Genomic DNA, 24,422 nt, shown 5'->3' on the forward strand with positions numbered 1-24,422 from the left:
TATTTCACACCTTAAAAATTCTAAAAAACTGTCTTGACATCTTGTAGCACCATACGTCACGGCGGGTTCGACGGACAACGCGGGGACGGCTTCGCTGCTTATCCCGATCATCAGAAGCTCGGAAGCGGGCGAAATATTGGCAATGTTTCTACCGGGCTACCGGCTTCCCGGCGATCTGCATCGCTTGACCCGCCGTTCGCTCGGCGGCTATCTGACCGTTCCGGTTGCGCTGGCCGGCCTCGCCGCAATACCCGGTTTGATCTGGATTCCGTACGGCTTCGGTTGGAGCGCGCTGGCACTGCCTTTGGCAGCGGGGGGTTGGTCGTATATGCGGTATAAACAAACCGCATGGATGGCCGATGACGACCAGCTTGCGATCCGCTTCGGCAGCTTCAGTTCGCATCTCGCGCTCATCCCGAAACGGCGGGTGCAATGGCACGGCGCGTCCGTCTCTCCCTTTCAAACGCGCAGGAAACTGACGAACTTCAAGGTGGCGCTGGCGTCGGGACCGGGCCAAGCCGACTTCGGCATCCGCCACATGCCTCAGGAATCCGGCCGGGAGCTGACCGATTGGCTCCGGCGCAAGGACTGAAGCAGTTCCGCGGCAAAGACAAAAAGGGTTGCTTCCGTTTTGTCTCGAAAGCAACCTTTTTTACGTTGAATCTTTTCAAACGACCACCGTCAGGCACTTTAACGCCGGATTCCGGCGTTATTCCGCCTCACCGCGCCCTCCGACCGGCAGGCGCAAGCCCGTTTCCGCGAAACGGACGCCGTCCGGAAGTACGTAGTCGCGGGTCAGATCGATGTCGTGCGACATATGCGTGAACACCGTCCGCTTCGGTTGCACTTCCCCAAGCAGTTCCAGCGCATCCTTCACGTCGTAGACGGATCTTGTCTCGTAAGCGTAAGGCTCTTCAAAGAAGCTCGTGCCCAACACGAGCAGATCCAACCCGTGCAGGGGCGCTTTTTCCCGCTCGTTCAGCCCGATCGAATCGGAGCAGTACGCCCAGGCATAGCCCGTGTTCGCTTCCACGAAGCGATAGGCATAAGCGTAGCCGTTCTTGCCGTGGTTCACGCGCCAGGCCGCGACCGACCAGCTTCCGATCGTCACCGGCCCGTCCGCCGGCCGAAAGTCGATATGCCGGTCCAGCCACGGAAAACGTTCGAGCACCGCCCCGATCACCTCCGACGGCGCGTAAGCCTCGCCCTTGCGGTCGAGCCAGCGGCAGGCATCCGCCCATTCCACCAAGCCGCCGATGTGATCGAAGTGGGCATGGGTGATCAGCATCCGGTCGACGTTCCGCAGCCCCGCCGCTTCCATCTGCCTGCCCCAATCCGGGCCGCAATCGATCAGTGTCAATCCGCTGTCCCCATCCTCAAGCAGAACGGACGAGCGAAGCCGGCGGTTCACGCCGCCGCCGCGCGCCTCCTCGCACACGGCGCAGCCGCAATAAACCCGGGGGACGCCCATCGCGTCCCCGGTTCCCCAGAACGTTATCGCCGCCATGCCGGACCCCGTCAGATCGGCAGCAGCGCGATCGAATCCCGGCCGCGCAGCCCGTCCATCATGGTCAGCCATGCTTGCGGCTTGTTCGGAAGAGCCGAATAATACCGCTCCAAATATGCCGTGACGAGAGAGGCCGGCAGTGAGTCCATCGATTCGTCCGCGGACAGGAAGCAAAGATCCAGTTCCGTGACCGCCTTGCCTTCGTGGTCCCATGACGGATGCACATAATCGATGTCGAGCTTGCGGTAGCCGATATGGGACAGCACCTCGCGGCGAACGATCGGATTCATCGGCGTCGCCCCGCCGAAGCCGTGATCGGTTTCCGTCGGATCGTAAATTTCGGCGAACATGCCGAGCGGTTGCGTCCCGCTCTCACGGGCCATGCGCTGCAAATCCGCTTCCCGGTTCTTCATCAGAAACCGGCCGATGCCGAGACCGGCCCTGCCGATGATCGTGAAATCGGTAACGGCCACCCGCATATCGTCGAAATACCGGTATTCGGTCGCCCCTACAACCTCGCCGCCCAGGACGGCTGCGTGTACATGAATGCCCTCGTCCCGCAGCGGATCGGCCCAAAGCTCATAAGCCAGCACTTCCTCAGGAGGAAACACCTCCTGCATAAGCCGATGCATGCCGGCAAAAACAGGCTCGTCGATCGACCGGATACGTACATACTCCATCTTCATAGCTGCTCCTCTCCTCCCTTTTCCTGACCTTTCATCTTACCGCTCCTCGAAAAAAGGGTTGCGCCATTCCATGACGGCCGCGCAATGACCGGATTCTTCATCCTTCAAATAGCCTTCTGCAATCCCCACAGGCACCCTACCGCACCGCAGCAGAAAGCCGATCACCGGATCGCGCCATTCGCCCTCCAGCACCTTCCGCACATACTGCTCTGGCGTAGCCTCCGACTTGTGCAGATGATAATTCGGCATGCGCCCGCCTCCCAGCAGGCGCCGAAGTCCGAGATGCACGACCGTTTCGTACATCGTCTGCATCAGCCATTTTCCGACGCCGGACTTGCGGAAAGCGGGTATGACGCTGATGTCCACCACATAAAGCGTATCCCCGTCCGGATCGTGGTTGCGGATATAACCGTTATCGGTGACGGCTGCCCAGCTGTGGGCGCCGGCGAGCGTAATTCCGTCAACCAGCAGCCCGGTCATGGAACCGATCAGCCGCCCTTCCGCCTCCGCGCAGATCGCCCCTTCGGGAAAACGCACGACATGCTCCGCGAGCTGCTCCTCGTTCCACCACAATTCGGCTGGAAAAGGCGGAGGAAAGCTCTCCTGCTGGATGGCGATCATCTGCCGGAAATCGGACGTCCCGTAGCGGCGGATCGTCATTTTTAACGGCTTGCCGTCCTTGAATATGTACAGTTCTTTGCGCACAACATCCCTCCTTGAACAGCTCCCTGCCCACGTCGCTTGATCAATAGCTTCCGACTTCCATATTTCCGCGCGGACTCTCGCTCGATGGGAATCGGCTGAAACGGCCCTCCGCCGGATCAGCCGTTTTTTTTCGGAAATTGCAGCGCGATCGTCGTTCCTTTGTCCGGTTTGCTGAACACGTCGATATGGCCGTCGTGAAGATCCACGATCCGCTTCGCGATCGACAAGCCCAGGCCGACGCCGCCGGTCGCACGGCTGCGGGCGCCGTCCACACGGAAGAAACGCTCGAAAAGGTTCGGGATCTCATGCTCGGGAATCCCGATCCCGTTATCCTTGACCAGAATCCGAATCATATTCCGCGTCTGGCTGATCGTGATATCGATCGGGTCTTTGCTGTACTTGATCGCATTATCGATCAGAATGACCATGAGCTGGCGAATTTTGTCCTTGTCGGCGGTCATCCGGATCCCGTTGCCGTCGACAGAATCGGCATGGACGCGGATCGTGCGGTGGAACGTCGTGTGCAGCATCGACGCCAGCTCGTCCGACAGCTGCATCACGTCGAAGGTTTCGAGCCTGAGCCAATCCTCCTGCTCCGCTTCGGCCAGCGTCAGCATCGACTTGATCAGCTTCTGCAGCCGTTCCGATTCCTTCGAGATCGCCTCAATCGCCTCGTCGCGGACGGTGGAATCGTTTCGCCCCCACCGCTTCAGCATATTGGCGTAGCTGCTGATGACCGTAAGCGGCGTTTTCAGCTCATGCGAAGCGTCGGCGACGAACGCCTTCTGGCTCGCAAACGTGCGGTCCAGCCGTTCGATCATCTGGTTGAACGCGCGTATAAGCTGCAGCAGCTCGGCGGATTCTTCCTTGCCTTTCAATTCGATTTTGCGCAGCTTGCCGCTCCGGTCGATTTCCCGCATCGTCTGCACCATCGTCTGGATCGGCGCGGTCAGCTTCGAGGTGAACCAATACGTGCCGAATATCGCGAAAAAGACGGCGCCGAGGCTCGTCACCGACAGCGCGGCGACCAGCACCTGCAAATACGTGTCCAGCAAGGTCAGCTTCCGGGTGATCTCCAGCATGCCGATCACTTCCATGCCGCTGTACAGCGGCACTTTCATATAAAGCACCCGCATGCCGCCGATATTCGTCATGCCCGACTCGTGAACGCGGCTGAAGGCGATCGGCCTGTTCAGGAGATCCTCGTCGGAGCCTTCCGCGTTGACGATGCGTCCCCGCACGTCCACGATCCTTATCGCCTCGTTGATATTGTAATAATCGCTGAGCAGCCCCGGTTCGGCCATTCGCGCCGCCGAATTGACCTTCGCGTTCTCGAGCAGCAGGGTCACCTTGTTGCGAAGCAGCTGCTCCTCGCTGCCGGTCGAAATTTTAATGACGAAAAAATAGACGAAAATATTAAAAAGGATCAATATAAAGATCAACCAGAATATCGTGAAAAACGTGAATCGTTTGCGAAGCGTCATGCGTCGGGCTCCTTAAGCACATATCCGACGCCGCGAATCGTATGAATGAGCTTGTACCGGAAGCCGCGGTCGATTTTTTGCCGCAGATAACGGATGTACACGTCGACCAGATTCGTCTCGCCGATGAAATCGTAGCCCCATACGTCGGACAAAATCTCCTCGCGCGTCTTCTCCCGGTTTTTGTTCTCAGCCAAATAGACGAGCAGATCGAACTCGCGCGGCGTCAGCTCGATCACCAGCTCCTTGCGGAACACCTTGCGCGAGCGCAGCTCGATCGTGAGGTCGGCGGCGCGCAGCATGTCCGAGCCTTCCGTCTCCTTGGAAGCCTGCTGGAAGATGCGCAGCAGGTTTCTGACCCGGGCGAGCAGCTCTTCCATCGCGAAAGGCTTCGTAATGTAATCGTTCGCACCCGTCTCGAAGCCGCTTACCTTATCGGGCACCGTGTCCCGGGCCGTCAGCAGAACGACCGGAATCGGGCTGCCCGCGCTGCGCAGACGGCGCAGCACCTCAATGCCGTTCAGCCCGGGAAGCATCACATCCAGCAGCACCAGATCCCACTCGCCCGACTGGGCCATTTCAAGTCCGGTCCGGCCGTCTTCCGCCCGTCCGACGGTGTAGCCTTCATGCTCCAGCTCCAATTGGAGGATGCGCGCGATTCCTTCTTCGTCTTCGACGATCAATAGTCTCTCGTTCATGATGTACCCACTCCTTAAGACCTGTCAGCGGCCGGATAGTCGATACGCTATCGCAAATTTCAACTTATTCAGTTACTTACAACTACCTTATATCGTACAAAAACATAGACCGCAAAAGCAAACAAGCTTTTACGGCCACAGCAGCCGGCCGATGAGCGCCGACAGCGCCACCGCCAGCCAGGGCGGCTGCTTCCAGAAGTGAAGGAAGGCAAATACGCCCAGTACAAAAGCAAAATCCGTCGCGGTACGGACCGTTCCGGTCCACACCGGGTCGTACAAGGCGGCCAGCAATAATCCGACCACGCCGGCGTTCACGCCGTTCAGCGCGCCCCGGACGCGGCGGTCTCCGCGCAACGCGTTCCAGAACGGCATCGCGCCGGCAAGCAGCAGGAACGAAGGTATGAAAATGGCCGTCAACGCCAGCGCCGCCAGCAGGGCGCCGTTCCAGCCCGGCGCGGAAACGCCGCCGATGAACGCGGCGATCGAAAACAGCGGGCCCGGCATCGCCTGAACCGCCCCATACCCCGCCATCATCGTATCGGCCGTAATGCCCGAAACGCCGCGGTCCACGATCTCGCCTTCCAGCATCGGCAGGACGACATGTCCGCCGCCGAAGACGAGCGAGCCCGCGCGGTAATGGCTGTCGGCGAGCGCCAGAGCCGTCGAATCGGGGTATTGCCGCGCCGCCGCGGGAAGAAGGGCGAGCAGCGCCAGGAAAACGGCGAACAAGGCCAGCGCCGTCCGGCGCTTGAGCGGTTGGCGTTCGTCCGGCGACGGCTTCTCTTCCTCCGCGACGACAGGCTTCAGAAGCGCGAGGCCGGCCAGCGCACACAGAACAAGCGGGACAAGCTGGCCTGCCGGTCCCGGCACGAGTACCGCCCAGCAGGCTGCGGCGAACGCCAGCGCGGCCCGCGGCCGGTCGGGCGCGAGCGTGCGGCCCATGCTCCAGACCGCCTGCGCGACGACCGCGACGGCGACCAGCTTCAAGCCGTGCAGCCAGCCGGCGTCGCCGACATCGGCGCCCGCCGCTCCAAGCCAAATGGCGAACAGCGCCATCAGCAGCGCCGACGGCAGCGTAAAGCCGAGCCAGCCGGCCAGCGCGCCGACGATGCCTGCCCGGCGCATGCCGATCGCCATGCCGAGCTGGCTGCTGGCAGGCCCCGGCAAAAATTGACATAATGCCGTCAGATCGGCAAACGTCCGATCGTCGAGCCACTTTTTCCGCATCACATACTCCTGCCGAAAATAGCCGACATGCGCGACGGGTCCGCCGAATGAGGTAAGCCCCAACTTCAGCGCCGTCATAAAAACGTCCCATATTCCGCCGGATTTAACTCCGCCCACCCGCCGTCACCTTCCGCTTTGCATCGACCAGGACTCGACGTCCCAGATTTTCGTCACCCAATCTTCGTAAAAATCCGGTTCGTGCGAGACGAGGAGAATCGTGCCTTTGTACTCCTGCAGCGCGCGCCTCAGCTCCGCCTTCGCCACGACGTCCAGATGGTTCGTCGGCTCGTCGAACAGAATCCAGTTGCTCTCGCGCAGCATTAGCTTGCACAGCCGCACCTTGGCCTGCTCGCCGCCGCTCAGCTGGTTCAGGTTGCGGGTGATATGCTCGTTCTTGAGTCCGCATCTGGCCAGCGCGGCGCGCACCTCATGCTGGTTCATCGATGAGAACTCGTTCCACACGTCGTCCAGCGGCGTCATCGCCTGCGCCTTCACTTCCTGTTCAAAGTAGGCCGGATGCAAATAATCGCCGCGATACGTCGTGCCGTCGAGCGGCTGGATTTTGCCGAGCACCGTCTTGAGCAGCGTGGACTTGCCTACGCCGTTCATGCCGACGACGGCGATTTTGTCGTTGCGCTCGATCAGCACGTCCATGGCCGGCAGCAGCGGCCGGTCGTAGCCGATGACGAGGCCTTTGGCCTCGAATACCGTCTTGCCGCTCGTGCGCGCTTCCTTGAAGCGGAACGTCGGCTTCTGCGCTTCCTCCGGCCGGTCGATCCGCTCCAGCCGGTCGAGCTGCTTCTCGCGGCTCTTCGCGCGGCCGGACGTCGAATACCGGGCTTTGTTCCGCTGGATGAAGTCCTCCTGCTTCTTGATGAATTCCTGCTGCTTCTCGTAAGCGTCGATATGCTGCGTCTTGTTCATATCCGCCATCTGCAGAAACTTCTCGTAGTTCGCGGAATAGCGGGTCAGCTTCGCGAACTCGAGATGGTAAATGACGTCGACGACGTCGTTCATGAATCCGGTATCGTGCGAGATGAGGACGAAGGCGTACGGATAATTTTTCAAATAGTTCGTCAGCCAGGCGATATGCTCTTCATCCAGATAGTTCGTCGGCTCGTCAAGCAGCAGGACCGTCGGCTTCTCGAGAAGCAGCTTGGCTAGCAGCACCTTCGTGCGCTGGCCCCCGCTCAGCGCGGCGACGTCGCGTTCGAGCCCGATCGCATTCAGGCCGAGGCCGTTGGCCATCTCCTCCACCTTCACGTCGATCAGGTAGAAATCGCCGATTTCCAGCGCTTCCTGGATCTCGCCCATCCGCTCCAGCAGCTGCTCAAGCGTATCGGGATCGGCATCGGCCATCTGCATGGCGATGTCGTTCATTTCCTGCTCCAGCTCGAGCAGCGGCAGGAAAGCGTCCTTCAGCACGTCGCGAATCGTCTGGCCCGGCGTCAGCTTCGTATGCTGGTCCAAATAACCGTACCGCACCTTCGGTGTCCACTCCACCTTGCCGTTATCCTTCAGCTGTTTGCCCGTCAATATATTCATCAGCGTCGACTTTCCCGCGCCGTTCGCGCCGACCAGGCCCACATGCTCGCCTGCCAGCAGCCGGAACGAAACGTTCTTGAACAACGTCCGATCTCCAAAATTATGCGAAAGCTCCTCAACCGTTAATAAACTCATTTCTCCGGCTCCAATCCTTCTCGTGTGTTCGGGCGGACTTCGCCGCCGCACAACATTGTACCATATGTGCCGAAAAAATTCGTCCGTTTAGTTGAAAATTCGGCGAAAAACGGGCGCGAGCGAGCGGTCGAGCGACGCGCGCCAGGCCGGATGGTCCGTCGCCCAGCGGCCGCGCCACAGCAGGGTCCTCCATTCTCCGAAGGGAAGCAGCGGAACAAGCGCCGCGGGCCTGTGCGGGAACATCCGCAGCCAATCGTCCCTTCCCTTGAACGCCGCAACCTTGTTGGCCGCCCAAACATACGGCAATCCCGCGCTTTCCCTTTGTTCGGCAATATCCCGCCAACCGGCCAAACGGGCTTGGGTCCACTTGGAAGGCTCGGGATCGGCGGCCATCAGCAGCAGATCGCTTCCGGCAAGCCACGAGGCGGCAGCCGCGTGCATCCAGTGGGCGGACATATCGGCGATGACGATTGCCCGCTCCGCCGCTTGCCGGCCGCTCAGGCATTGTCCGAGTCCTTGCTTAACGGCGTCCGGCGTCAGCAGAACGCTGTCATTGCCGTCCGTTGCGGCGAGCGGCTTCTCTTCGGCAAGAGGATAGAGCGCCTGAATGAGCAAGTTGCGGTCGCGCCAGGCGGCAAATCGGCCGTCGAGCGGCTTGACGGGGGCCGGGCCTTTGCCCGCCTCGGACTGCCGGGCGAACGCCCGGTTTCCTCCGAGCAGAACGAACAGCTCCGGTTCAAGGAGCGGATGCTCCAGCAGCACGACCGGCGTCCCGGCGCGCTCCAGCAGTTTGGCCAGCGTAACGGACGCGAACGTGCCGCCCGCTCCCGGCGTGAATGAAGCGACCGCTATCACCGTCGCAGCTGCCGCGGGATTTCCCTGCCCGTTGGAAATGCGGCCTTCCGGCGGCACCGGTTTTCCGCGCTTGTTCTCCCCGGCACCGGCCTCTATTGCCGCCAAGGCAAGCAGCCGTTCGGCTTCCCCGGCCTCAGCGGGCCTGCGGGCGGGATCCCGCTGCAGCATGGAAGCGACCGCTTGCTTAAGTCCCGGCGGAAGCGCCGCGGGCAATCCGGCGGCCGGGTGATCGGCGGCCGCTGCGGCGGACGCAGGTTCGCCGCCGCTTAACAGATACCGAAGCAGCGCCCCCAATGCGTAAATATCGCTTCGCGGGTCGCTTTGGCCGGCCTCTCCCGCTTGCTCGGGGGCCGCGAATCCGGGCGTGCCGAGCAGCTGCGTGTCGGAATCGGCCCCGGCTCTGACAAGCCTCGCGATCCCGAAATCGATCAGGCGCACGAATCCGGTGCGATCGATCATCACGTTAGACGGCTTTAGGTCCCGGTGAACGACCGGCGGCGATTGCGCGTGCAAATAAGCGAGCGCGCCGCACAGCTGAACGCCGATATCGATCACCTCCCGAACCGGGAGCCGTCTGCCGCGGCGCTCGAAATAATCGGACAGATTTTCCCCTTCGGCGAAATCGGTCACCAGCATGGCCGGCTGATCCGGAACGGCGGGAATATAATCGATCAATTGGGGCAGCCGCGGGTGGTTTAAACGCATCAGCATCGCCGCCTCGGCTTCGGCGGCATGAAGGTCACCGGGCCGCAGCCTCAGCAGCTTGAGCGCCCGAGGCTTGCCGCCGAGCTTGCGGTCGGCCGCCCAGTATACGCTGCCCATTCCCCCTTGTCCGAGACGCCGGCCTATCTCATAGCGTCCTTCGATCAGCTGTCCCGGCACAAGGGCGTCGATCCGGTCCGGTTGCTTCTCATCTTCCGTCATTCGTCGATCATTCCTTTCGGTCTTGCGTCGGCAGGCGGACGGCGGGACCCCGCAAACAAAAAATCCCGGTCCGGCGCCCTCGCGCGCCGAACCGGGATGCTTTCCCGACCGCCTTCTGCCTATGCTCGTTTCGTCAAGTATAACGTAATTTCATCCCGATTGTGAAACAATTGTTTCGCCTTGCGCAGCTCGAACGCGCCCGCCAGCTTGTCCACGACGTCGCGGATCGTCTGCAGCGGCTTGCGGTGCATCAGCTTCACGGTGATGACCGCCGTCGCGCCCGGCTGCAGCGCATCGCGAAGCTCCATGATCAGCTTGACCATGAGCATCGGACTCCAGCTCATGTCGCATACGAGCAGATCGAACGTCCCCCGCTCGAAACGGACGTCTCCCGCGTTCTTTTTCAGGTAGGTGAGCTTCGGATGGTCCGTCAATGACGGATGCAGCTCGGCCGGATCGACGGCGGTTACGGCCAGTCCCCGCTCGAGCAGCAGCGATGTCCAGCCTCCCGGGGCGGCGCCGACGTCGAGCGCTTCACGAAAAGCCGATAAACGCAGGCCGAATGTCCGTTCCGCTTCGAGCAGCTTGAATTTGGCGCGGGAAATTTGGCCTTCCTCCCGCTGGAACCGCACCGCGCCGCCGGGCCAATCGGAAAGCATCTCCCGCGGCGTCCCCCAGCCGACCAGCAGTTCCCCGGCAGCGGCATACACCGACAAAATGACCTCCGGCTCCTGCATGGCGGGCTCGCCGCCGATCTCGGCCAGGACGGCGTCCAGCACCGCTTTCGTATCCGAGACGGAATAAGGGAACCGGGTGCCTTCCGAGCGGCGCACATGGACCGCCGTCCTTTTGCCGTCGAACGTGTAGCCCACGTAACGGATCGTATCGGAAAGGGCGCTCAGGTCATCCACGTTGCCCGCCACAGGCAGCGCGCGATCCGCCGGTTGAATGTGGCGAAGAAAAATCGGCTCCTTCCCGGAGATCGACTCCAGCACCTCGTGACGCTCCGACGGAATATCCGCGGCAAACACTTCCCCGGCGGCCAACTGCTGAAAGGCGGCTTCCGGGAACATCCGCCTCAGCTCCTCCATCGCCAGGTTCGCGAACCCGCGGTTGGCCGTGCATACCCAGCGCATCAGGAGCCCGCTCCCGTGGCCGCCACGCGAATCCAGGGACGCTCGTGAACCCAATCGACCTCAACCGGAAGCTCATAGGCGCCGCCCAGAATGCCGCCGGTCAACACGTCCCGCTTCGGACCGGCCGCCGCGATCCTGCCGTTGTGAACCAGCGCGACGTGGGTGAACAGCGGCACAATTTCCTCGATATGGTGCGTCACGTACAGAATCGTCATCCGGCCGCCGCCGAGACGGTTCAGCTCCGCAAGCAGCTTCTCCCGCTCATACAGGTCAAGGCCCGCGCACGGCTCGTCCATAATAAGCAGCTCCGGCTCCGCCATCAGCGCCCGGGCCAAGAGAACTTTTTTCCGCTCGCCCTGCGACAGGACGCCGAACGGCTGGTCGGCAAGCCCGCCGAGTCCCATATTGGCCAGCATACCGCGCGCCTTCGCGATTACGGCCGGATCAATCGCCTGATAGAACCGGAGAAACGCGTATTCGCCGGTTGCGACGATCTCCCACACCGGATCGGCGAGCGTCAGCTTTTCCACCATCGATTGGCTGATATAGCCGATTTTTTTGCGCACCTCGCGCACGTCGACTCTTCCGTACCGGTGGCCAAGCACGTCGACCGTGCCGGAAGTCGGAAACTGGTAGCCGGTAATCATTTCGAGCAGCGTCGTTTTGCCCGAGCCGTTCCGTCCCAGAATGACCCAATGCTCGCCTTGGCGGATATGCAGATCGATCCCCTGCAAAATATCGCGATCGTCCCGCCGCCAGGTAATGCCGTTTAATGCGATCACTATGAACCCCCCAGACCTGTGCGATGAATGAGCTTTCAGTCCTCCGCCTCTCGTCAGCCTTGATCAGCCTCGGCCAGGTCACGCAGCAGCGTATCCGGCATCGGGCCGTTGTACAGCTGCACATCGGCAGGCGCGTGCGCCATAAGAAGCGCATACATTTGCTGCCGTCCGGCCGGGCTCGATGTATGCAAATAAATGCGGCGGGGAAACCGGTTCGCCGCCACGATATGCCGGACCGCCTCGATGCCTGCCGGCTGGCCCCAGCCGAGATCGTAGTCCAGCGACAGCACATCGATTTCCTCCGAATCGACCAGCAGCTTGCATTCCTCCACCGTCGAAGCGAGGACGAAGCCGCGGGGACAAGGCCGGTAATCGTCCAAATAAACGTGAATCATCGGTTTCCCTCCTTATCGGCATCGGCCCATTCGGCCAACAGCCGAATTTGCTCCGCGTGCGAAGCGTTCGCCGTCTCCGGCGTCTCCAGCACCAGCGGCACGGCGCGGATTTCGGGAACGGAAAGCAGCCAGCGGAATCCGGCCTCGCCGATCTCCCCCTGCCCGACCGCGGCGTGCCGGTCACGTTTCAAGCCGCTGGCGTAAACGGAATCGTTGGCGTGGACGGCGGTCAATGCGTCGAAATAACCGAGCGACCTCGCTTTGGCGGCCCATTCCTCGCCGTTCGGGCCGTTCCAGACGCCGCTTGCGAACAGATGGCACGTATCGAGGCAAAACCCGATTTTATCCGGGTGGCGGCTGAGTGAACGGATATTGACGAGCTCCTCGAACGAGGTGCCCATAAACGCGTGATCGCCCGCCTGATTCTCGATCAGCAGCTTCGCCGCCCCTTCCCATTGCGACAGGACACGGTCCAGACACTGTATGATGTTCCGGTATCCTTGCAGCACGTCGCGGCCTTTGTAAATGCCGAAGTGCACGACGACGCCCAGCGATCCGCACGCATCGGCGATATCCAGATCGTTCTGCAGCGAAGCGGCGGTTCTTTCTCTTTGCGCCTCGTCCTCCGCGGCAAGATTGACCGGATAAGGCGAGTGCGCAATCGAAGCCAGGTCGTGCTCGCGGCAATAATCGGCGCAGCGCAGCGCATCCCGGCGGTCGAACGCTTTGACGCCGAGCGACCTCGGGTTTTTCGGAAAATATTGATAAGCGCCGCCGCCGAGCGACCGCGCATGCGCCGCCGCTTCGCGAAACCCCCGGCGGATGCTGACATGGCTGCCGATCCGCACCGGCCTCACTCCTCCCGCTGGCAATTCGGGCAATAAAAGATTTTGCGCGACGAAAGCTCTTCCTTGACGATCGGAGCGCCGCAGCGCAGGCAAGGCTCGCCGCCGCGATCGTAAACGAGGCAGTGCTCGTTGTAGCCGCCCGTCAACGTATCGCCTTCCACGAGAGGCATTTCCATATAACCGCCGAGCGCGGTTGCGCGGTTCAGCACCGTATGCATCGCGTCGTACAGCTTACGCCACGTTTCGTCGCTGATGGACGGGACAGAGGCCGTCGGCCGTACGCCGGCCTGGAACGCGATTTCATCCGCGTAGCAGTTTCCGATGCCGGCAATCACCGCCTGATCGACGAACGACGGCTTAAGCTTGCCGCGCTTCCCTGCGAATCTTGCGCGGAACGCCTTCGCGGTAAGCCGCTTATCGAAGGGCTCGGGTCCGAGCTTGGCAAGCCGGGCGATCGTTTCCTTGGCGCTGAGCAGATGCAAATAGCCGAGCCGCAGTCCCATAAAGTACAGATTTCCATGCGCAAAACGGATCGTGACCTGCACGCTCCGGTCCGGCGCCTCTTCATCGGTGCCGAACGCGAGCAAGCCGCCCAGCATCAGATGCAGCAGCAGCCTTTTCCCGTTATCCAAATGAAAAATCAGATGCTTGCCCCGGTGCTCGACGAACCATACCGTCTGTCCGGTTAATTCGGCCTCGAAACGGTCGGCCGGCACGTTGATCGATTTCTCTCTCGTCACTTCTGCGCCCGTTATCCGCGCGCCCGCGATTCGCTCGGCCAGCAAACCGCGGTAATTCTCCATTTCCGGCCATTCCGGCATGGGATCAACCTCTTTTCGCCTAAGCTGTCCATTCTATTTTCTAGCATGACCCGGGGCGCCGCCGTCCATTAACACAAGGGCGCCGCCTATATCTATCCGCCGGCGCCGCTCAATTCGGCCATTAAGGCGTGCAGGTCGCGGTGCGTGCGGTCGGGGGTGACGCCGGCGGCCAAGCGAAGCGTCTCGTAATTGGCGTCGTTCGTCAAGCCGGTCAGAACGAGCACCGTTTCGCAGCCGGCGCAGGCGCCGGCTGCAATGTCGGTCGCCAGATTGTCGCCGACCACGAGCGTCTCCGAGGCGCTGCGACCGAGCCGCTTGAGCGCAAAATCCATCAGAATGGCGGACGGCTTGCCGATGACGGTCGGCTCCGCGCCCGATGCGGCGCGCAGCATGGCTCCGATCGAGCCGGCTCCCGGTATGAGGCCGTGGTCGGAAGGAAGCAGCAAATCCGGATTCGTCATGACGAACCGGGCCCCCTCCAGTATCTGGCTCACCGCCCGCGCCGCCCGCGCGTAGGTGAACTGCCTGTCTATGCCTTGCAGCACGAAGTCCGCGTGCTCTTCAACCTCCCGCAAGCCGGCCCCCCTCACCGCTTCCAGCAAGCCCGCCTCGCCGATCACGAAAACGCGGGCGTCCGGCTTGGATCCGGCGATATAAGCGGCGGCGGCCTGCGCGCTGGTGCACACCTCCCCGGGCTCGGCCGGGATGCCCATTCCCTCGAGCCGGGCGGCGACCGCTTCCGGCGTGGCCGAGGAGTTGTTCGTCACGAACAAATACGGCCTTCCGAGCCGGCGAAGAAGCGCAATCAATCGATCGGCTCCGTCGATCATCCGGTCGCCGTGATAGAGGGTTCCGTCCAGATCGATCAGAAGCCCTTTCGGTTCAGTCATGGGAAGCTTCCTTCCTCTTTCGTCCGTATCGTTTACGCCAATTTATCCTTACCCAGTATTCGATCAATCCAGTATTCCGTCTTCAGGCCGTCTTCCAGGGAAGGAGCCAGCGAAGGGTACCTGTCTTCATCCGCAAGCCTGAGCAAAAAATGATGGAGCGCGCCGAAATGGGAGTCTACCGCGAAGCCCATCGTCGTCTTCTCATCCGGCAGCAGCGCAAGGGATGCAGGCGACGGCACCGCCGGCACGCTGCCCGCAAGCACATGCACCGCCGGCACGGCTTGCCGTTCCAGGTCGCAAACGATGCTGCCTTTGGAGCCGACAATTCGGATCTCGAACGCGTCCGCGCCGAAGGCGATGCGCGACACCTCCAGCATGCCCTTCACCCCGGATTCGGTCGTATAGCCGATGCACGCCCAATCGTCGACGTCGGTCTCCGTCCACCCTTGTCCGGCGGCGTCCTTCCGTCTCTTCACATATGTATTCGTCTGACCGCCGGCCGCCGCGAGCTCGCCGAACCAATGCCGGATCAGATCGAGCACATGCACGCCGAGATCGCTGATCGCGCCGCCTCCGGACATGCCGCTTTCCAGCCGCCAGCTGACCGGGCGTTCCGGATTCAAATATCCCGACCTCCGGTACGAAATATTGCACTGCAGCAGATCGCCGACGGTACCGGACTCGAGCAAGCCTTTAATGCGCATGACGGCCGGATGATAACGAAACGTGAAGGCCAGCTGCGTAATAAGCCGGGGATGCTCCGCGGCGTTCGAGACGAGCGCTTGCGAGCGTTCATAGGTGTCCGACAGCGGCTTCTCGCAGTATACGGCCGCTCCCGCCGACACCGCGGCGGCCACATCCTCCGGATGTCTGGCGTTCGGCGTGCATACGTCGAAGGCGTCGATGCCGCCCGCGGCTGCGGCTTCCTCAGGCGAGGCGACAACGGAGCGGAAGCCGATCGCTGCCGCCTGCTCCGCATGCTTGTCCGGCGACCGTGTGACGAGCGTATCCAATACCGGCACGACAGGCAGCCGTTTGATGACCGGCATCGCCCGCAGGGCCGTCATATGGGTTTTGGCTATGTTTCCGAAGCCGATTACGGCGAAACGGACTGTTTTCATATCGTTTTCCTCCCGGCTTTCTTCTTTAGACGCTCCGTCCGTTTGCGGATGGCATCCGCCGCGGCGCGCCTTTTGGGGTCGTTCCGGTACAGGCCTGTCCGCGCAAGGGCAAGCTCCATCGCGCGCTCCGCGTGGAGCAGCGCGGTTCCGTAATCTTTGGCCCGGTGCTCGTAATAAATCGCCAGCTCGATATGCGCCTCGCCCGAGGCGAACGGCGATCTTTCTGACGCACGGGCGGCCTTCTGCCACAATAGCACAGCCCGCTCCCAATTTCCACATTTCTTGTCGCGCGCGGCCAGCGGCATACACCACGATGCGTCGGGCTCCAGACCGGACAGCCGCTCGAACAGCGCTTCGGCCTCCGCGGCCTCCCCCATCCGCTCCAGCCACAAGCCGGTGCGAAGCAGCTCCTCCGGCTCCGTCGGATAAGGCAGCCGCGGGCCGCCCAGAGCGCCGCCGAGCAGCAGACCGAAGCGGATGGCGAGGCAAGCGAGCGCCAGCATATCGTCCTCGTTATGCCTGAACACGCCCTCCATTGGCTCGGGACGGCCGTCCGCCAAAAACTGAAAATAGATCGCCGGCGCCAGCGAGCCCGGCACATCGTCCTTCCGGTTGATGCCCAGCCGCTCCTCCTCGACATGGCTGAGCCGGCAGGAGGTGAGCGTGTTCCGCCAAATGCTCCGGGACGGATGCAGAAAATCGAGATGCAGCGGATCCGCCGCCATCCGTCCCATGCCGTTCATGATATACCGCCCGGCCAGCAGCGGCCAATCGAAGGCGCGGCCATTGTAAGTGACGAGATAAGGCCGTTCCCCAAGCTTCCCCAGCACATGCCGCAGCATCGCCCGCTCCTCGGCGGGATGGCGGATGAGCGCCTGCTCGATGACGAACCGGTCCCCATCCGCGTAGCCGAGGCCGGTCATGAACGGCACATTGCCCGTTCCGACGCCGAGGCCGGTCGTCTCCAGGTCGAGGAACAGCAATCGTTCGACAGCCGGTCGGTCAGCCTGCGCCGGATGAAAAGCCGACAGCGCGGGAGCGGCCTCGATCAGCTCCGCCAGTCTATGGTCGCCATGGCGGTGTTCCAGCCCGTACTCGATGCGGCGCAGCAGGAAATCGCCCCATTCGTTGCTGTGCGTCCGCACGTCCATGCCGGTCCAGCCGCACGCCGGCTCAGCGATCTCTTCCCCGTTCGAGCCGTGTGAATTGACGTCCGGCGCAGGCTCCTCCGGGCCGGGCCGCAACGCTTCCAACACGGCGTCATCAGCGACAGGCTGCGGCTCCGAAGACGGACGCCCGCGCAGCAGGTTCATCCGCTCGCGAATGCCGCTCATCGCGCGCCTCCCGTTTCCTCGAGCAGCTGCAGCGCTTGCGTCTTGCCGAGCAAGCCGACCTCATCGATCGGACCGACGCATGCCGGGCAGCCGCTCAGGCAGCCGCAGGAGCGGATCAGTTCCTTCGCGCGCCGCAGCAGCTCGTCATGCACCTCGTACAGCCGTTCGCTCAGGCCGATCCCGCCGGGATACCGATCGTAAAAATAAATCGTCGGCCGCTTCGTATGAATCGCCTTGACCTGCGGATAGACGCGAATGTCGAACGGGTCGCACATCAGATAGATCGGGGCGATATGAACGAGCACGTTGGCGATGCCGAGCAGCGCGTGCTGCATGTCGTTGGAACTGCGCCGCGCGGCCGCCTCCTCGCTGAAGGAGAACCAGTAGGCGCTCGAATGCAGCTCCTCCTCCGGCAGATGGATCGGGCCGGAGCCGATGTTCTCGTGCGTGCGGAGCCGGATTTTTTTGAAAATGGTCGCCTTTGCGCTCACCGTAACCTCGCCGTACTGCCGTACGATGTCGCCTTCGACGCGCTCCTTGTCCACATGCAGCACCTTCAGCTCGACCGCCAGATTGGCGTCGGTGAAGTAGTCGACGTCGACCTCGCGGACGTACGCCTTTTTCTCCGGGTAATCGAGCTTCTCGACCTGATACTGCACGCCTTCGTGGATGTAGATCGCCTCCTCGTGAAGGAGGGTCGGCGCGCTGAAGCGGTCGACCTCGCCGAGCACGCGGGCGCCTTCGGTCGTGTCGATGATGACGAAGTTCTCCTGCGCCGCGGAGCGAAGCGAGATGCCGTGGGCCGGAAAAGATTGCTCCATCCAGTACCACCTGTCCTTCACATGGTGCAGCACCTTCTCCTCGACCAGAAACTCCAGCATGTCGCGGAGCGGCTCTCCGCCGAACGTTTCGTTCCCCTCGAACGGCAGCTCGTAGGCCGCGCATTTGATATGATCGATCAGGATCAGCAGGTTGTCGGGATGAATCAGCGCCCGCTCCGGAGGCCGGGTAAAGAAAAAATCCGGATTCTGGATGATGTACTGGTCGAGCGGGTTGCTGCTGGCGACCATGAACGTCACCGAGCTTCCTTGCCGCCGGCCGGCGCGCCCCGACTGCTGCCAGGTGCTCGCTACGGTGCCGGGATAGCCGTTCAGGACACAGGCCTGCAGCTGGCCGATGTCGATGCCGAGCTCGAGTGCATTCGTGCTGACGACGCCGCGGATTTCGCCGCTGCGCAGCCTGCGTTCGATTTCGCGCCTCAGCTTCGGCAGGTAGCCGCCCCGGTAGCCGCGGATCGATTGGGTGCCGAGCTCCCGCTTCACCAGATCCTGCAAATAAGTAAGCAGCAGCTCGACTCGCACGCGGCTGCGGGCGAACACGATCGTCTGCACGCCCTGCTTCAGCAGCATGGAGGCGAGCCGCTGCGTTTCCAGCACGCTGCTGCGGCGGATGCCGAGCTGCCGGTTCACGACCGGCGGATTATAGAAGATGAAATGCTTCTCGCCCATCGGCGCGCCGTTGTCGTCGATTACCGTGACCGGTTCGCCGACGAGCCGCTGCGCATGCTCTCCCGGGTTGTCGATCGTGGCCGAGGCGCAGATGAACTGCGGGTTCGAGCCGTAGAACCGGCATATGCGCTTCAGCCGGCGGATGACGTTCGCCACATGGCTGCCGAATACGCCGCGATAGGCGTGCAGCTCGTCCAATACGATATATTTCACGTTCTCGAACAGCTTGACCCATTTGGTGTGATGCGGCAGAATCGCCGAATGCAGCATGTCCGGATTTGTGACGACGATATGCCCGGCGTTGCGGATCGCCTGCCGGACGGTCGGAGGCGTATCCCCGTCATACGTATGCGTCTTGATATCGACGCCCATAATGTCGGCCAATTGCTGCAGCTCGGCTACCTGGTCCTGCGCCAGCGCCTTGGTGGGAAACATATATAAAGCCCGGCCGCTGCCGTTCTCGAGCAGCGACTGCAGCACGGGCAGGTTATAGCACATCGTTTTGCCGGAAGCCGTCGGCGTGACGGCCACAATGTTCCGTCCTTCCCGCACGGCCCGGTAGGCGTCCCGCTGGTGCGTGAACAGCCGTTCGATCCCTCTGGAGCGAAGCGCTTCGGCCAGGCTCGGATGCAGATCGGCCGGCAAAGGCGCCGTCCGCGCCTCCCGCGGCGGAATCGTATGCCAGTGCGTCACGTTGGCCATGATCTCCGGCTGTTTCCGCAGCAGCTCCAGCCATTCTTCCAGGCTCGACGTTTTTCCCGTCCATCGGTTCATGTCCGTTCTCTCCCCGTTGCAAGTCTCCGATTTCCATCGTTACGTTCCATTGTACAGAATGCATGTTCGCCCTGCAATCCTATTTGAAGCAAATGCATAACACAAGCCGGCTCTCCGCATCCTATCAAGCGGAGCGCACCGCACTGCGCAGCCGCTCTCGCATGAGACCATACCCGATGAAAGGCGTGATCACCGTGGCCAAACCGGACGACCGTTCGGATAATGTCGAGCACTTGCAGGATGCGGTACAAAATACGATCGAGAACCTGAACGAAGCGGAGGATTATTTGAGCGAGCATGCCGACGAGATCGGTTCCACGGAACGGAGCCGGATCGAGGAGAAAAACGAAAACCGCCGCGAGAGCATCCGCGGCTTCCGTTCGGAAATCAAGGACGAGGCCCGCTACGATCATCAATCCTAATCGCTTCTTCGCCGCAAACGGACAAAGCAACCCCTGCAGCTCTGCGCGTGAGCGAGCACTGCGGGGTTGCTTTTTTTGCGGCCGGCCCTCTATCCTTCATGCTCATTAGGTTTCGGAATGCGCACCTCGAGCAGATCGTGAACGGCAAACGATTCCCGGAAGACAGCCTTCGCTTCTTCGGCAAGGCGCTGCAGGTCGTCATCGCGGTAGCGGGTGCTGAAATGCGTCAGCAGCAGCCGCTTGGCTCCGGCCTTCCGCGCCGTTTCCGCCGCCTGAACGGTCGTGCAATGACCGTATTCAAGCGCTTTCTCCTCCAGCTCGGCCGCGAACGTCGCCTCATGCACCACGACGTCCGCCCGCTTCGCCAGCCTCACCGCATTATCGCACGGCGACGTGTCGCCGAGTATGGTTATAACCCTTCCCTCGACAGGGGGGCCTACCACATCCTTCGAGCGAACGATCCGGCCGTCCGGGAGCGTGACGTCCTCCCCCGACTTCAGCTTGCCGGCGAGCGGCCCGTTCGGCACGCCGAAAGCCTGGAGCTTCGCCGCATCCAGCTTGCCGAAAGCCGCTTTTTCCTCGATCCGGAAACCGAAGCATGCGGTTCGATGCGCCATCTCAGCCGCGATGACCCGAATGCGCTCGTCCTCATAGACCATGCCTTCCCGCTCGATTTCGGCCAGGTGAAGCTCATACTCCAGCCGCGTCTCCGTGATCCGAAGGCTCGTCTCGATCCATTCGCGCAGCCCCGGCGGACCGTACAGCCAGACCGGCGAAGTGCCGCCCGCAAACGCCCGGCTGCTGAGCAGCCCGGGTAAACCGAATGTATGATCGCCGTGCAGGTGAGTAATGAATATGCGCTCTAGCTTGCTCAGCTTCACCGGTGTCCGCATCATCTGATGCTGGGTCCCTTCCCCGCAATCGAACAGCCAATAGCCGCCGCCGCATCCGGGCGGCAGACGCAGCGCGACCGACGTCACATTGCGTCCGGGCAGCGGCCGTCCCGCGCCCGTTCCCAAGAACGTGAGCTCCAAAGGTCCTCACCTCCGATGTGTAGCATCCGCCAATACCCGGCGGATTAAACGGATGAAAAACTCCGTTCCCATTTCGGAAACGGAGTCTTAACCATGGTTTAAGCCTTGTCCACGTTAAAATAATTGGCCTCCGGATGGGCGAAGACCATCGCCGATACCGATGCTTCCGGCTCCATCATGAACCCGTCCGTCAAATGAACCCCGATATCCTCGGGCTTCATCAAATCGAACAACGGCTCCTGATCTTCCAGATTCGGACACGCCGGGTAGCCGAACGATACGCGGATGCCCTGGTACCTGGCTCCGAGCCGCTGCTTCATCGTCATGTCGTGCGGATCCGGGAACCCCCAAACGTCGCGCATCATATGATGGACCCGTTCCGCCAAGCCTTCCGCCACCTCGAGCGCCACCGCCTGCAGCGCATGCGAGCGCAGATAGTCGCCGCGGTCCTTCATTTCGTTCGCGCGTTCGCGGACGCCTTGACCGGCGGTAACGACCAGGAATCCGACATAATCCATGACGCCGCTCTCGACCGGCTTCAAATAATCGGCAAGGCACAAGTACGGCTCGACCTGCTGGCGGGGGAAGGAAAACCGCTTAATCTCCTTGGCGTGATCGTTCGGATCGTAAATGACGATGTCGTTGCCGTCGCCTTGCGCCGGATAAAACCGGTACATCGCATGGGCATGGAGCGTGCCTTGAGCGGCCGCCTCCTGCAGCAGACCGTCGACCGTCTCCTTCAGCTGCACCGTCTTCGGATCGCCGGCGGCCAGCAGCTCTTCGACCTTGCCGCGCACGCCGAGATGATGACCCAGCAGCATTTGCATATTTACATAAGGGAGAATGTGTCCGAGCGGTATGTCGCGCAGCACGTGACGCTCCGTATCCGGCGGGATATACACCGCCGCATCGGTCGAAATATTGGAGCGGACCGCCCTCGTCAGCGTCGGAAGCGGCTTCGCCTCCTCTTCCTCATAGCCGGACGCCTTCAATACTTGCAGCTCTTCGAGCATGCGCGCGCGATGGTTCGGATCCATCAGCTTGTTCGCGATATCGAGACCGTCCATCGCGTCCTTCGCATAAAGAACCAATCCGTCGTACTCCGGACTGATGCGGGTTTTCGTGAATTTGCGGGTCAGCGCCGCGCCGCCCACAAGGATCGGGGCTTCGATTCCGGCGGTGCGCAAATCCTGCGCCGTCACGACCATTTGCTGGGCCGATTTGACGAGCAGGCCTGACAAGCCGATCGCATCCGCTTTTTCGTTGCGGTACGCTTCAATCAACTGCTCGGGCGGCACCTTGATGCCCAGGTTTATGATCTTATACCCGTTATTCGACAGGATGATCTCGACGAGGTTTTTGCCGATATCGTGCACGTCGCCTTTGACAGTCGCCAGAATGATTTTCCCTTTGACCGAGGACTCCGACTTCTCCATAAATTGCTCCAGATGCGCTACCGATGCTTTCATCACCTCCGCGCTTTGCAGCACCTCGGCCACGATCAGCTCGTTGCCGTTGAACAGCCGGCCGACCTCTTCCATGCCCGCCATGAGCGGCCCGTTAATGACCTCAAGCGGCGAGTATTTTGTCAGCGCCTCGTCGAGATCCGGGATCAGACCTTCCTTCGTTCCTTCCACGACGTAGGACGCAAGCCGCTCCTCCAGCGTCAGGTTCGATACCTTTTCCTTCTTGTCCACTTTCTTGTCACGGAAAGCGGCGACGAATTCGGCGAGCGTCTCGTCATTCGTATGGTAAATCAGGCGCTCGGCGAGCTGGCGCTCGTGCTCCGGTATGGAGGCGTATCGCTCAAGCTTCTCCGTGTTTACGATCGCGTAGTCAAGGCCGGCCTTCGTGCAGTGGTACAGGTACACGGAATTCAGCACCTCGCGGCCGGCATCGGGCAGACCGAACGATATGTTGCTGAGCCCGAGAATCGTTTTGCATTCCGGATATTTCTCCTTGATCATCCGGATGCCTTCGATCGTTTCCACAGCAGAGCCAATGTACTGCGGATCGCCGGAGCCGACCGGGAACATGTTCGGGTCGAAAATGATGTCGTGCGGCTTCAGCCCGTATTTGCCTGTGAGCAGCTCATACGCCCGCGTCGCGACCTCCATCTTCGCCTCGCGTGAAACGGCCTGTCCGCGCTCGTCGATCAGAATGCAGACGACGGCCGCGCCGTAGCGGTGGATGAGCGGAACGATATTCTCGAACTTCGTTTCGCCGTCCTCCAGATTGATCGAGTTGATGATCGCCTTGCCCTGCGAATATTTAAGTCCGAGCTCAATGATATGATCGTACGTGGAGTCGATCATGAGCGGCACCTTGACCTTGTTGACGACCAGCTTTAGAAAGTTCTCCATCGCGTACGCTTCGTCGATGTCCGTATCCTGCAGGTTGATGTCGATCACATGCGCCCCGTTCTTCACCTGCGCGCGCGCGATCTCCGACGCTTCCTCGAACTTCTCCTCCTTGATCAGCCGCTTGAATTTACGGGAACCGGAAATGTTCGTCCGCTCGCCGACCATGATCGGCCGGTTCTCAGGCTCGATATAGACGGTTTCAATGCCCGATACGGCAGGCGGATGGCTGCCCTCTTGAGGGCGCGGTGCATATTGCCGCAGCGTTTCGGCCAGCGCGCGAATGTGAGCGGGCGTCGTGCCGCAGCAGCCGCCGGCAATGTTGATCCAGCCCTGATCGGCGAAGCCGGCGATTTTGCGGGCAAGCGATTCCGGCGATTCGTGATATTGCCCGTTCTCGTCCGGCAGGCCGGCGTTCGGATAACAGCTGACCGCCGTGTGCGCGATCTGGGACAGCGTACGGATATGGTCGCGCATGAATTCCGGGCCGGTCGCGCAGTTCAACCCAACGGATATCGGATTCAGATGCTCCAGCGAAATGTAGAAGGACTCGATATTTTGTCCCGCCAGCGTCGTGCCCATCGGCTCGATCGTGCCGGAAATCATGATCGGAAGCTGTATGCCCAGCTCGTCCATCGCCTTGCGGACGCCGATGCTTCCCGCCTTGACGTTCAGCGTATCCTGCGACGTCTCGAGAAGCAGCGCGTCGACGCCGCCTTCAATGAGCGCCAGCGCCTGCTCATAGTAGCTCTCAACCAACTGGTCGAAAGTGACGCCGCCTGTGACGGACAGCGTTTTGGTCGTCGGCCCCAATGCGCCGGCTACGTAGCGGGGATTGTCCGGCGCCGAATACTTGTCGGCCGCCTCACGGGCCAGCTTCGCCGCCGCCAGGTTGATCTCCCGCGCTTTCTCGGGAATGTCGTATTCGGCAAGAACGACGCTCGTTGCGCCGAACGTGTTCGTCTCGACGATATCGGCGCCGGCCTCGAAGTAGAGCTCGTGTATTTTTCGTATAACGTCGGGGCGGGTCAGGACAAGCATTTCGTTGCAGCCGTCCAGCTCCTCCCCGCCGAAGTCGTCCGCGGTCAAATCCTCCTGCTGGAGCATCGTACCCATCGCGCCGTCCAGAATGAGGATGCGCTGTTTCAGTAAATCTTGCAAGCTCGGTTTCGTCATCATCAGGCACCTTTCCGCAAAAATCGTTAACCCTTAGTCTACCAGAATCGCGCGGCCC

21 protein-coding genes are annotated in these 24,422 nt (G+C 61.5%); 2 read left to right on the top strand and 19 right to left on the bottom strand.

The features are described 5' to 3' along the window. Positions 1–142 precede the first annotated feature (142 nt). The gene (locus tag RWM61_RS07740) at positions 143–592 is read left to right on the top strand and encodes a PH domain-containing protein (RefSeq protein ID WP_313999315.1); all 450 of its coding nucleotides are present in this window, start codon (positions 143–145) and stop codon (positions 590–592) included. A gap of 117 nt (positions 593–709) precedes the next feature. On the opposite strand, the gene RWM61_RS07745 is transcribed toward RWM61_RS07740, so the two are convergent. The 17 genes from RWM61_RS07745 to RWM61_RS07825 all read right to left on the bottom strand — a co-directional run bounded on the left by RWM61_RS07745 (position 710) and on the right by RWM61_RS07825 (position 19,372). Further along, a complete protein-coding gene (locus tag RWM61_RS07745; RefSeq protein ID WP_313999203.1) occupies positions 710–1,507 on the bottom strand; it encodes an MBL fold metallo-hydrolase in 798 nt (265 codons plus the stop codon). A gap of 11 nt (positions 1,508–1,518) precedes the next feature. After that, positions 1,519–2,187, bottom strand: a complete 669-nt coding sequence (locus RWM61_RS07750) for a GNAT family N-acetyltransferase (protein WP_313999318.1) — start codon at positions 2,185–2,187, stop codon at positions 1,519–1,521. Positions 2,188–2,229: 42 nt separating this feature from the next. Further along, entirely contained in the window at positions 2,230–2,898 is a 669-nt protein-coding gene (locus RWM61_RS07755) for a GNAT family N-acetyltransferase (RefSeq protein WP_313999205.1), read from the bottom strand. Between the two features lie 116 nt (positions 2,899–3,014). Further along, positions 3,015–4,382, bottom strand: coding sequence for a HAMP domain-containing histidine kinase (locus tag RWM61_RS07760; RefSeq protein ID WP_313999207.1), 1,368 nt, complete (start codon positions 4,380–4,382; stop codon positions 3,015–3,017). After that, entirely contained in the window at positions 4,379–5,077 is a 699-nt protein-coding gene (locus RWM61_RS07765) for a response regulator transcription factor (protein WP_313999209.1), read from the bottom strand. Before RWM61_RS07765 ends, RWM61_RS07760 begins: the two co-directional genes overlap by 4 nt. Positions 5,078–5,206: 129 nt before the next feature. Next, a complete protein-coding gene (gene chrA, locus RWM61_RS07770) occupies positions 5,207–6,382 on the bottom strand; it encodes a chromate efflux transporter (protein ID WP_399538167.1) in 1,176 nt (391 codons plus the stop codon). A gap of 45 nt (positions 6,383–6,427) precedes the next feature. Next, on the bottom strand, positions 6,428–7,984 hold the full coding sequence (locus RWM61_RS07775; protein ID WP_313999213.1) for an ABC-F family ATP-binding cassette domain-containing protein: 1,557 nt from the start codon (positions 7,982–7,984) through the stop codon (positions 6,428–6,430). Positions 7,985–8,071: 87 nt separating this feature from the next. After that, positions 8,072–9,763 carry a serine/threonine-protein kinase gene (locus RWM61_RS07780; RefSeq protein WP_313999215.1) on the bottom strand — a complete coding sequence of 564 codons (1,692 nt, stop codon included), beginning with the start codon at positions 9,761–9,763 and terminating at the stop codon, positions 8,072–8,074. Between the two features lie 119 nt (positions 9,764–9,882). Beyond that, a complete protein-coding gene (locus tag RWM61_RS07785; RefSeq protein WP_313999217.1) occupies positions 9,883–10,899 on the bottom strand; it encodes an SAM-dependent methyltransferase in 1,017 nt (338 codons plus the stop codon). Continuing rightward, positions 10,899–11,681, bottom strand: coding sequence for an ATP-binding cassette domain-containing protein (locus tag RWM61_RS07790; protein ID WP_313999220.1), 783 nt, complete (start codon positions 11,679–11,681; stop codon positions 10,899–10,901). The genes RWM61_RS07785 and RWM61_RS07790 overlap by 1 nt, the downstream gene beginning before the upstream one ends. A gap of 53 nt (positions 11,682–11,734) precedes the next feature. Further along, positions 11,735–12,076, bottom strand: coding sequence for a cyclic-phosphate processing receiver domain-containing protein (locus tag RWM61_RS07795; RefSeq protein ID WP_313999222.1), 342 nt, complete (start codon positions 12,074–12,076; stop codon positions 11,735–11,737). After that, complete coding sequence (locus tag RWM61_RS07800) at positions 12,073–12,924, bottom strand: deoxyribonuclease IV (RefSeq protein ID WP_313999224.1); 852 nt, start codon at positions 12,922–12,924, stop codon at positions 12,073–12,075. The genes RWM61_RS07795 and RWM61_RS07800 overlap by 4 nt, the downstream gene beginning before the upstream one ends. A gap of 5 nt (positions 12,925–12,929) precedes the next feature. Continuing rightward, entirely contained in the window at positions 12,930–13,745 is an 816-nt protein-coding gene (locus RWM61_RS07805; protein ID WP_313999226.1) for a DNA-formamidopyrimidine glycosylase family protein, read from the bottom strand. Between the two features lie 92 nt (positions 13,746–13,837). Then, positions 13,838–14,635, bottom strand: coding sequence for a TIGR01457 family HAD-type hydrolase (locus RWM61_RS07810; protein ID WP_313999228.1), 798 nt, complete (start codon positions 14,633–14,635; stop codon positions 13,838–13,840). Positions 14,636–14,667: 32 nt separating this feature from the next. Next, positions 14,668–15,756 (bottom strand): Gfo/Idh/MocA family oxidoreductase, encoded by a 1,089-nt coding sequence (locus RWM61_RS07815; RefSeq protein ID WP_313999230.1) that lies wholly within the window; start codon positions 15,754–15,756, stop codon positions 14,668–14,670. After that, the gene (locus RWM61_RS07820) at positions 15,753–17,090 is read right to left on the bottom strand and encodes a ribonuclease H-like domain-containing protein (RefSeq protein WP_313999232.1); all 1,338 of its coding nucleotides are present in this window, start codon (positions 17,088–17,090) and stop codon (positions 15,753–15,755) included. Before RWM61_RS07820 ends, RWM61_RS07815 begins: the two co-directional genes overlap by 4 nt. Then, a complete protein-coding gene (locus RWM61_RS07825) occupies positions 17,087–19,372 on the bottom strand; it encodes a DEAD/DEAH box helicase (RefSeq protein WP_313999234.1) in 2,286 nt (761 codons plus the stop codon). The genes RWM61_RS07820 and RWM61_RS07825 overlap by 4 nt, the downstream gene beginning before the upstream one ends. Positions 19,373–19,566: 194 nt before the next feature. Between RWM61_RS07825 and tlp the strand changes: the two genes are divergently transcribed. Continuing rightward, positions 19,567–19,794, top strand: coding sequence for a small acid-soluble spore protein Tlp (tlp, locus tag RWM61_RS07830; RefSeq protein WP_313999320.1), 228 nt, complete (start codon positions 19,567–19,569; stop codon positions 19,792–19,794). 89 nt (positions 19,795–19,883) lie between these two features. Here the strand turns inward: tlp and rnz are convergent, their stop codons facing one another. Continuing rightward, positions 19,884–20,828 carry a ribonuclease Z gene (rnz, locus tag RWM61_RS07835; protein ID WP_313999236.1) on the bottom strand — a complete coding sequence of 315 codons (945 nt, stop codon included), beginning with the start codon at positions 20,826–20,828 and terminating at the stop codon, positions 19,884–19,886. A gap of 98 nt (positions 20,829–20,926) precedes the next feature. After that, entirely contained in the window at positions 20,927–24,364 is a 3,438-nt protein-coding gene (metH, locus tag RWM61_RS07840) for a methionine synthase (protein WP_313999323.1), read from the bottom strand. Positions 24,365–24,422 lie beyond the last annotated feature (58 nt).

Source organism: uncultured Paenibacillus sp. (genome assembly GCF_963515335.1).
GTDB lineage: Bacteria > Bacillota > Bacilli > Paenibacillales > Paenibacillaceae > Paenibacillus_I.

Bases quoted from the DNA above. Each gene is read 5' to 3' on its own strand.
- RWM61_RS07805 (WP_313999226.1), bottom strand. From the start codon at position 13,745: ATGCCGGAATGGCCGGAAATGGAGAATTACCGCGGTTTGCTGGCCGAG.
- RWM61_RS07825 (WP_313999234.1), bottom strand. From the start codon at position 19,372: ATGAACCGATGGACGGGAAAAACGTCGAGCCTGGAAGAATGGCTGGAG.
- RWM61_RS07780 (WP_313999215.1), bottom strand. From the start codon at position 9,763: ATGACGGAAGATGAGAAGCAACCGGACCGGATCGACGCCCTTGTGCCG.
- RWM61_RS07775 (WP_313999213.1), bottom strand. From the start codon at position 7,984: ATGAGTTTATTAACGGTTGAGGAGCTTTCGCATAATTTTGGAGATCGG.
- RWM61_RS07745 (WP_313999203.1), bottom strand. From the start codon at position 1,507: ATGGCGGCGATAACGTTCTGGGGAACCGGGGACGCGATGGGCGTCCCC.
- chrA (WP_399538167.1), bottom strand. From the start codon at position 6,382: ATGACGGCGCTGAAGTTGGGGCTTACCTCATTCGGCGGACCCGTCGCG.
- RWM61_RS07795 (WP_313999222.1), bottom strand. From the start codon at position 12,076: ATGATTCACGTTTATTTGGACGATTACCGGCCTTGTCCCCGCGGCTTC.
- RWM61_RS07810 (WP_313999228.1), bottom strand. From the start codon at position 14,635: ATGACTGAACCGAAAGGGCTTCTGATCGATCTGGACGGAACCCTCTAT.
- RWM61_RS07765 (WP_313999209.1), bottom strand. From the start codon at position 5,077: ATGAACGAGAGACTATTGATCGTCGAAGACGAAGAAGGAATCGCGCGC.
- RWM61_RS07815 (WP_313999230.1), bottom strand. From the start codon at position 15,756: ATGAAAACAGTCCGTTTCGCCGTAATCGGCTTCGGAAACATAGCCAAA.
- metH (WP_313999323.1), bottom strand. From the start codon at position 24,364: ATGACGAAACCGAGCTTGCAAGATTTACTGAAACAGCGCATCCTCATT.
- RWM61_RS07820 (WP_313999232.1), bottom strand. From the start codon at position 17,090: ATGAGCGGCATTCGCGAGCGGATGAACCTGCTGCGCGGGCGTCCGTCT.
- RWM61_RS07785 (WP_313999217.1), bottom strand. From the start codon at position 10,899: ATGCGCTGGGTATGCACGGCCAACCGCGGGTTCGCGAACCTGGCGATG.
- RWM61_RS07760 (WP_313999207.1), bottom strand. From the start codon at position 4,382: ATGACGCTTCGCAAACGATTCACGTTTTTCACGATATTCTGGTTGATC.
- RWM61_RS07750 (WP_313999318.1), bottom strand. From the start codon at position 2,187: ATGGAGTATGTACGTATCCGGTCGATCGACGAGCCTGTTTTTGCCGGC.
- RWM61_RS07740 (WP_313999315.1), top strand. From the start codon at position 143: ATGTTTCTACCGGGCTACCGGCTTCCCGGCGATCTGCATCGCTTGACC.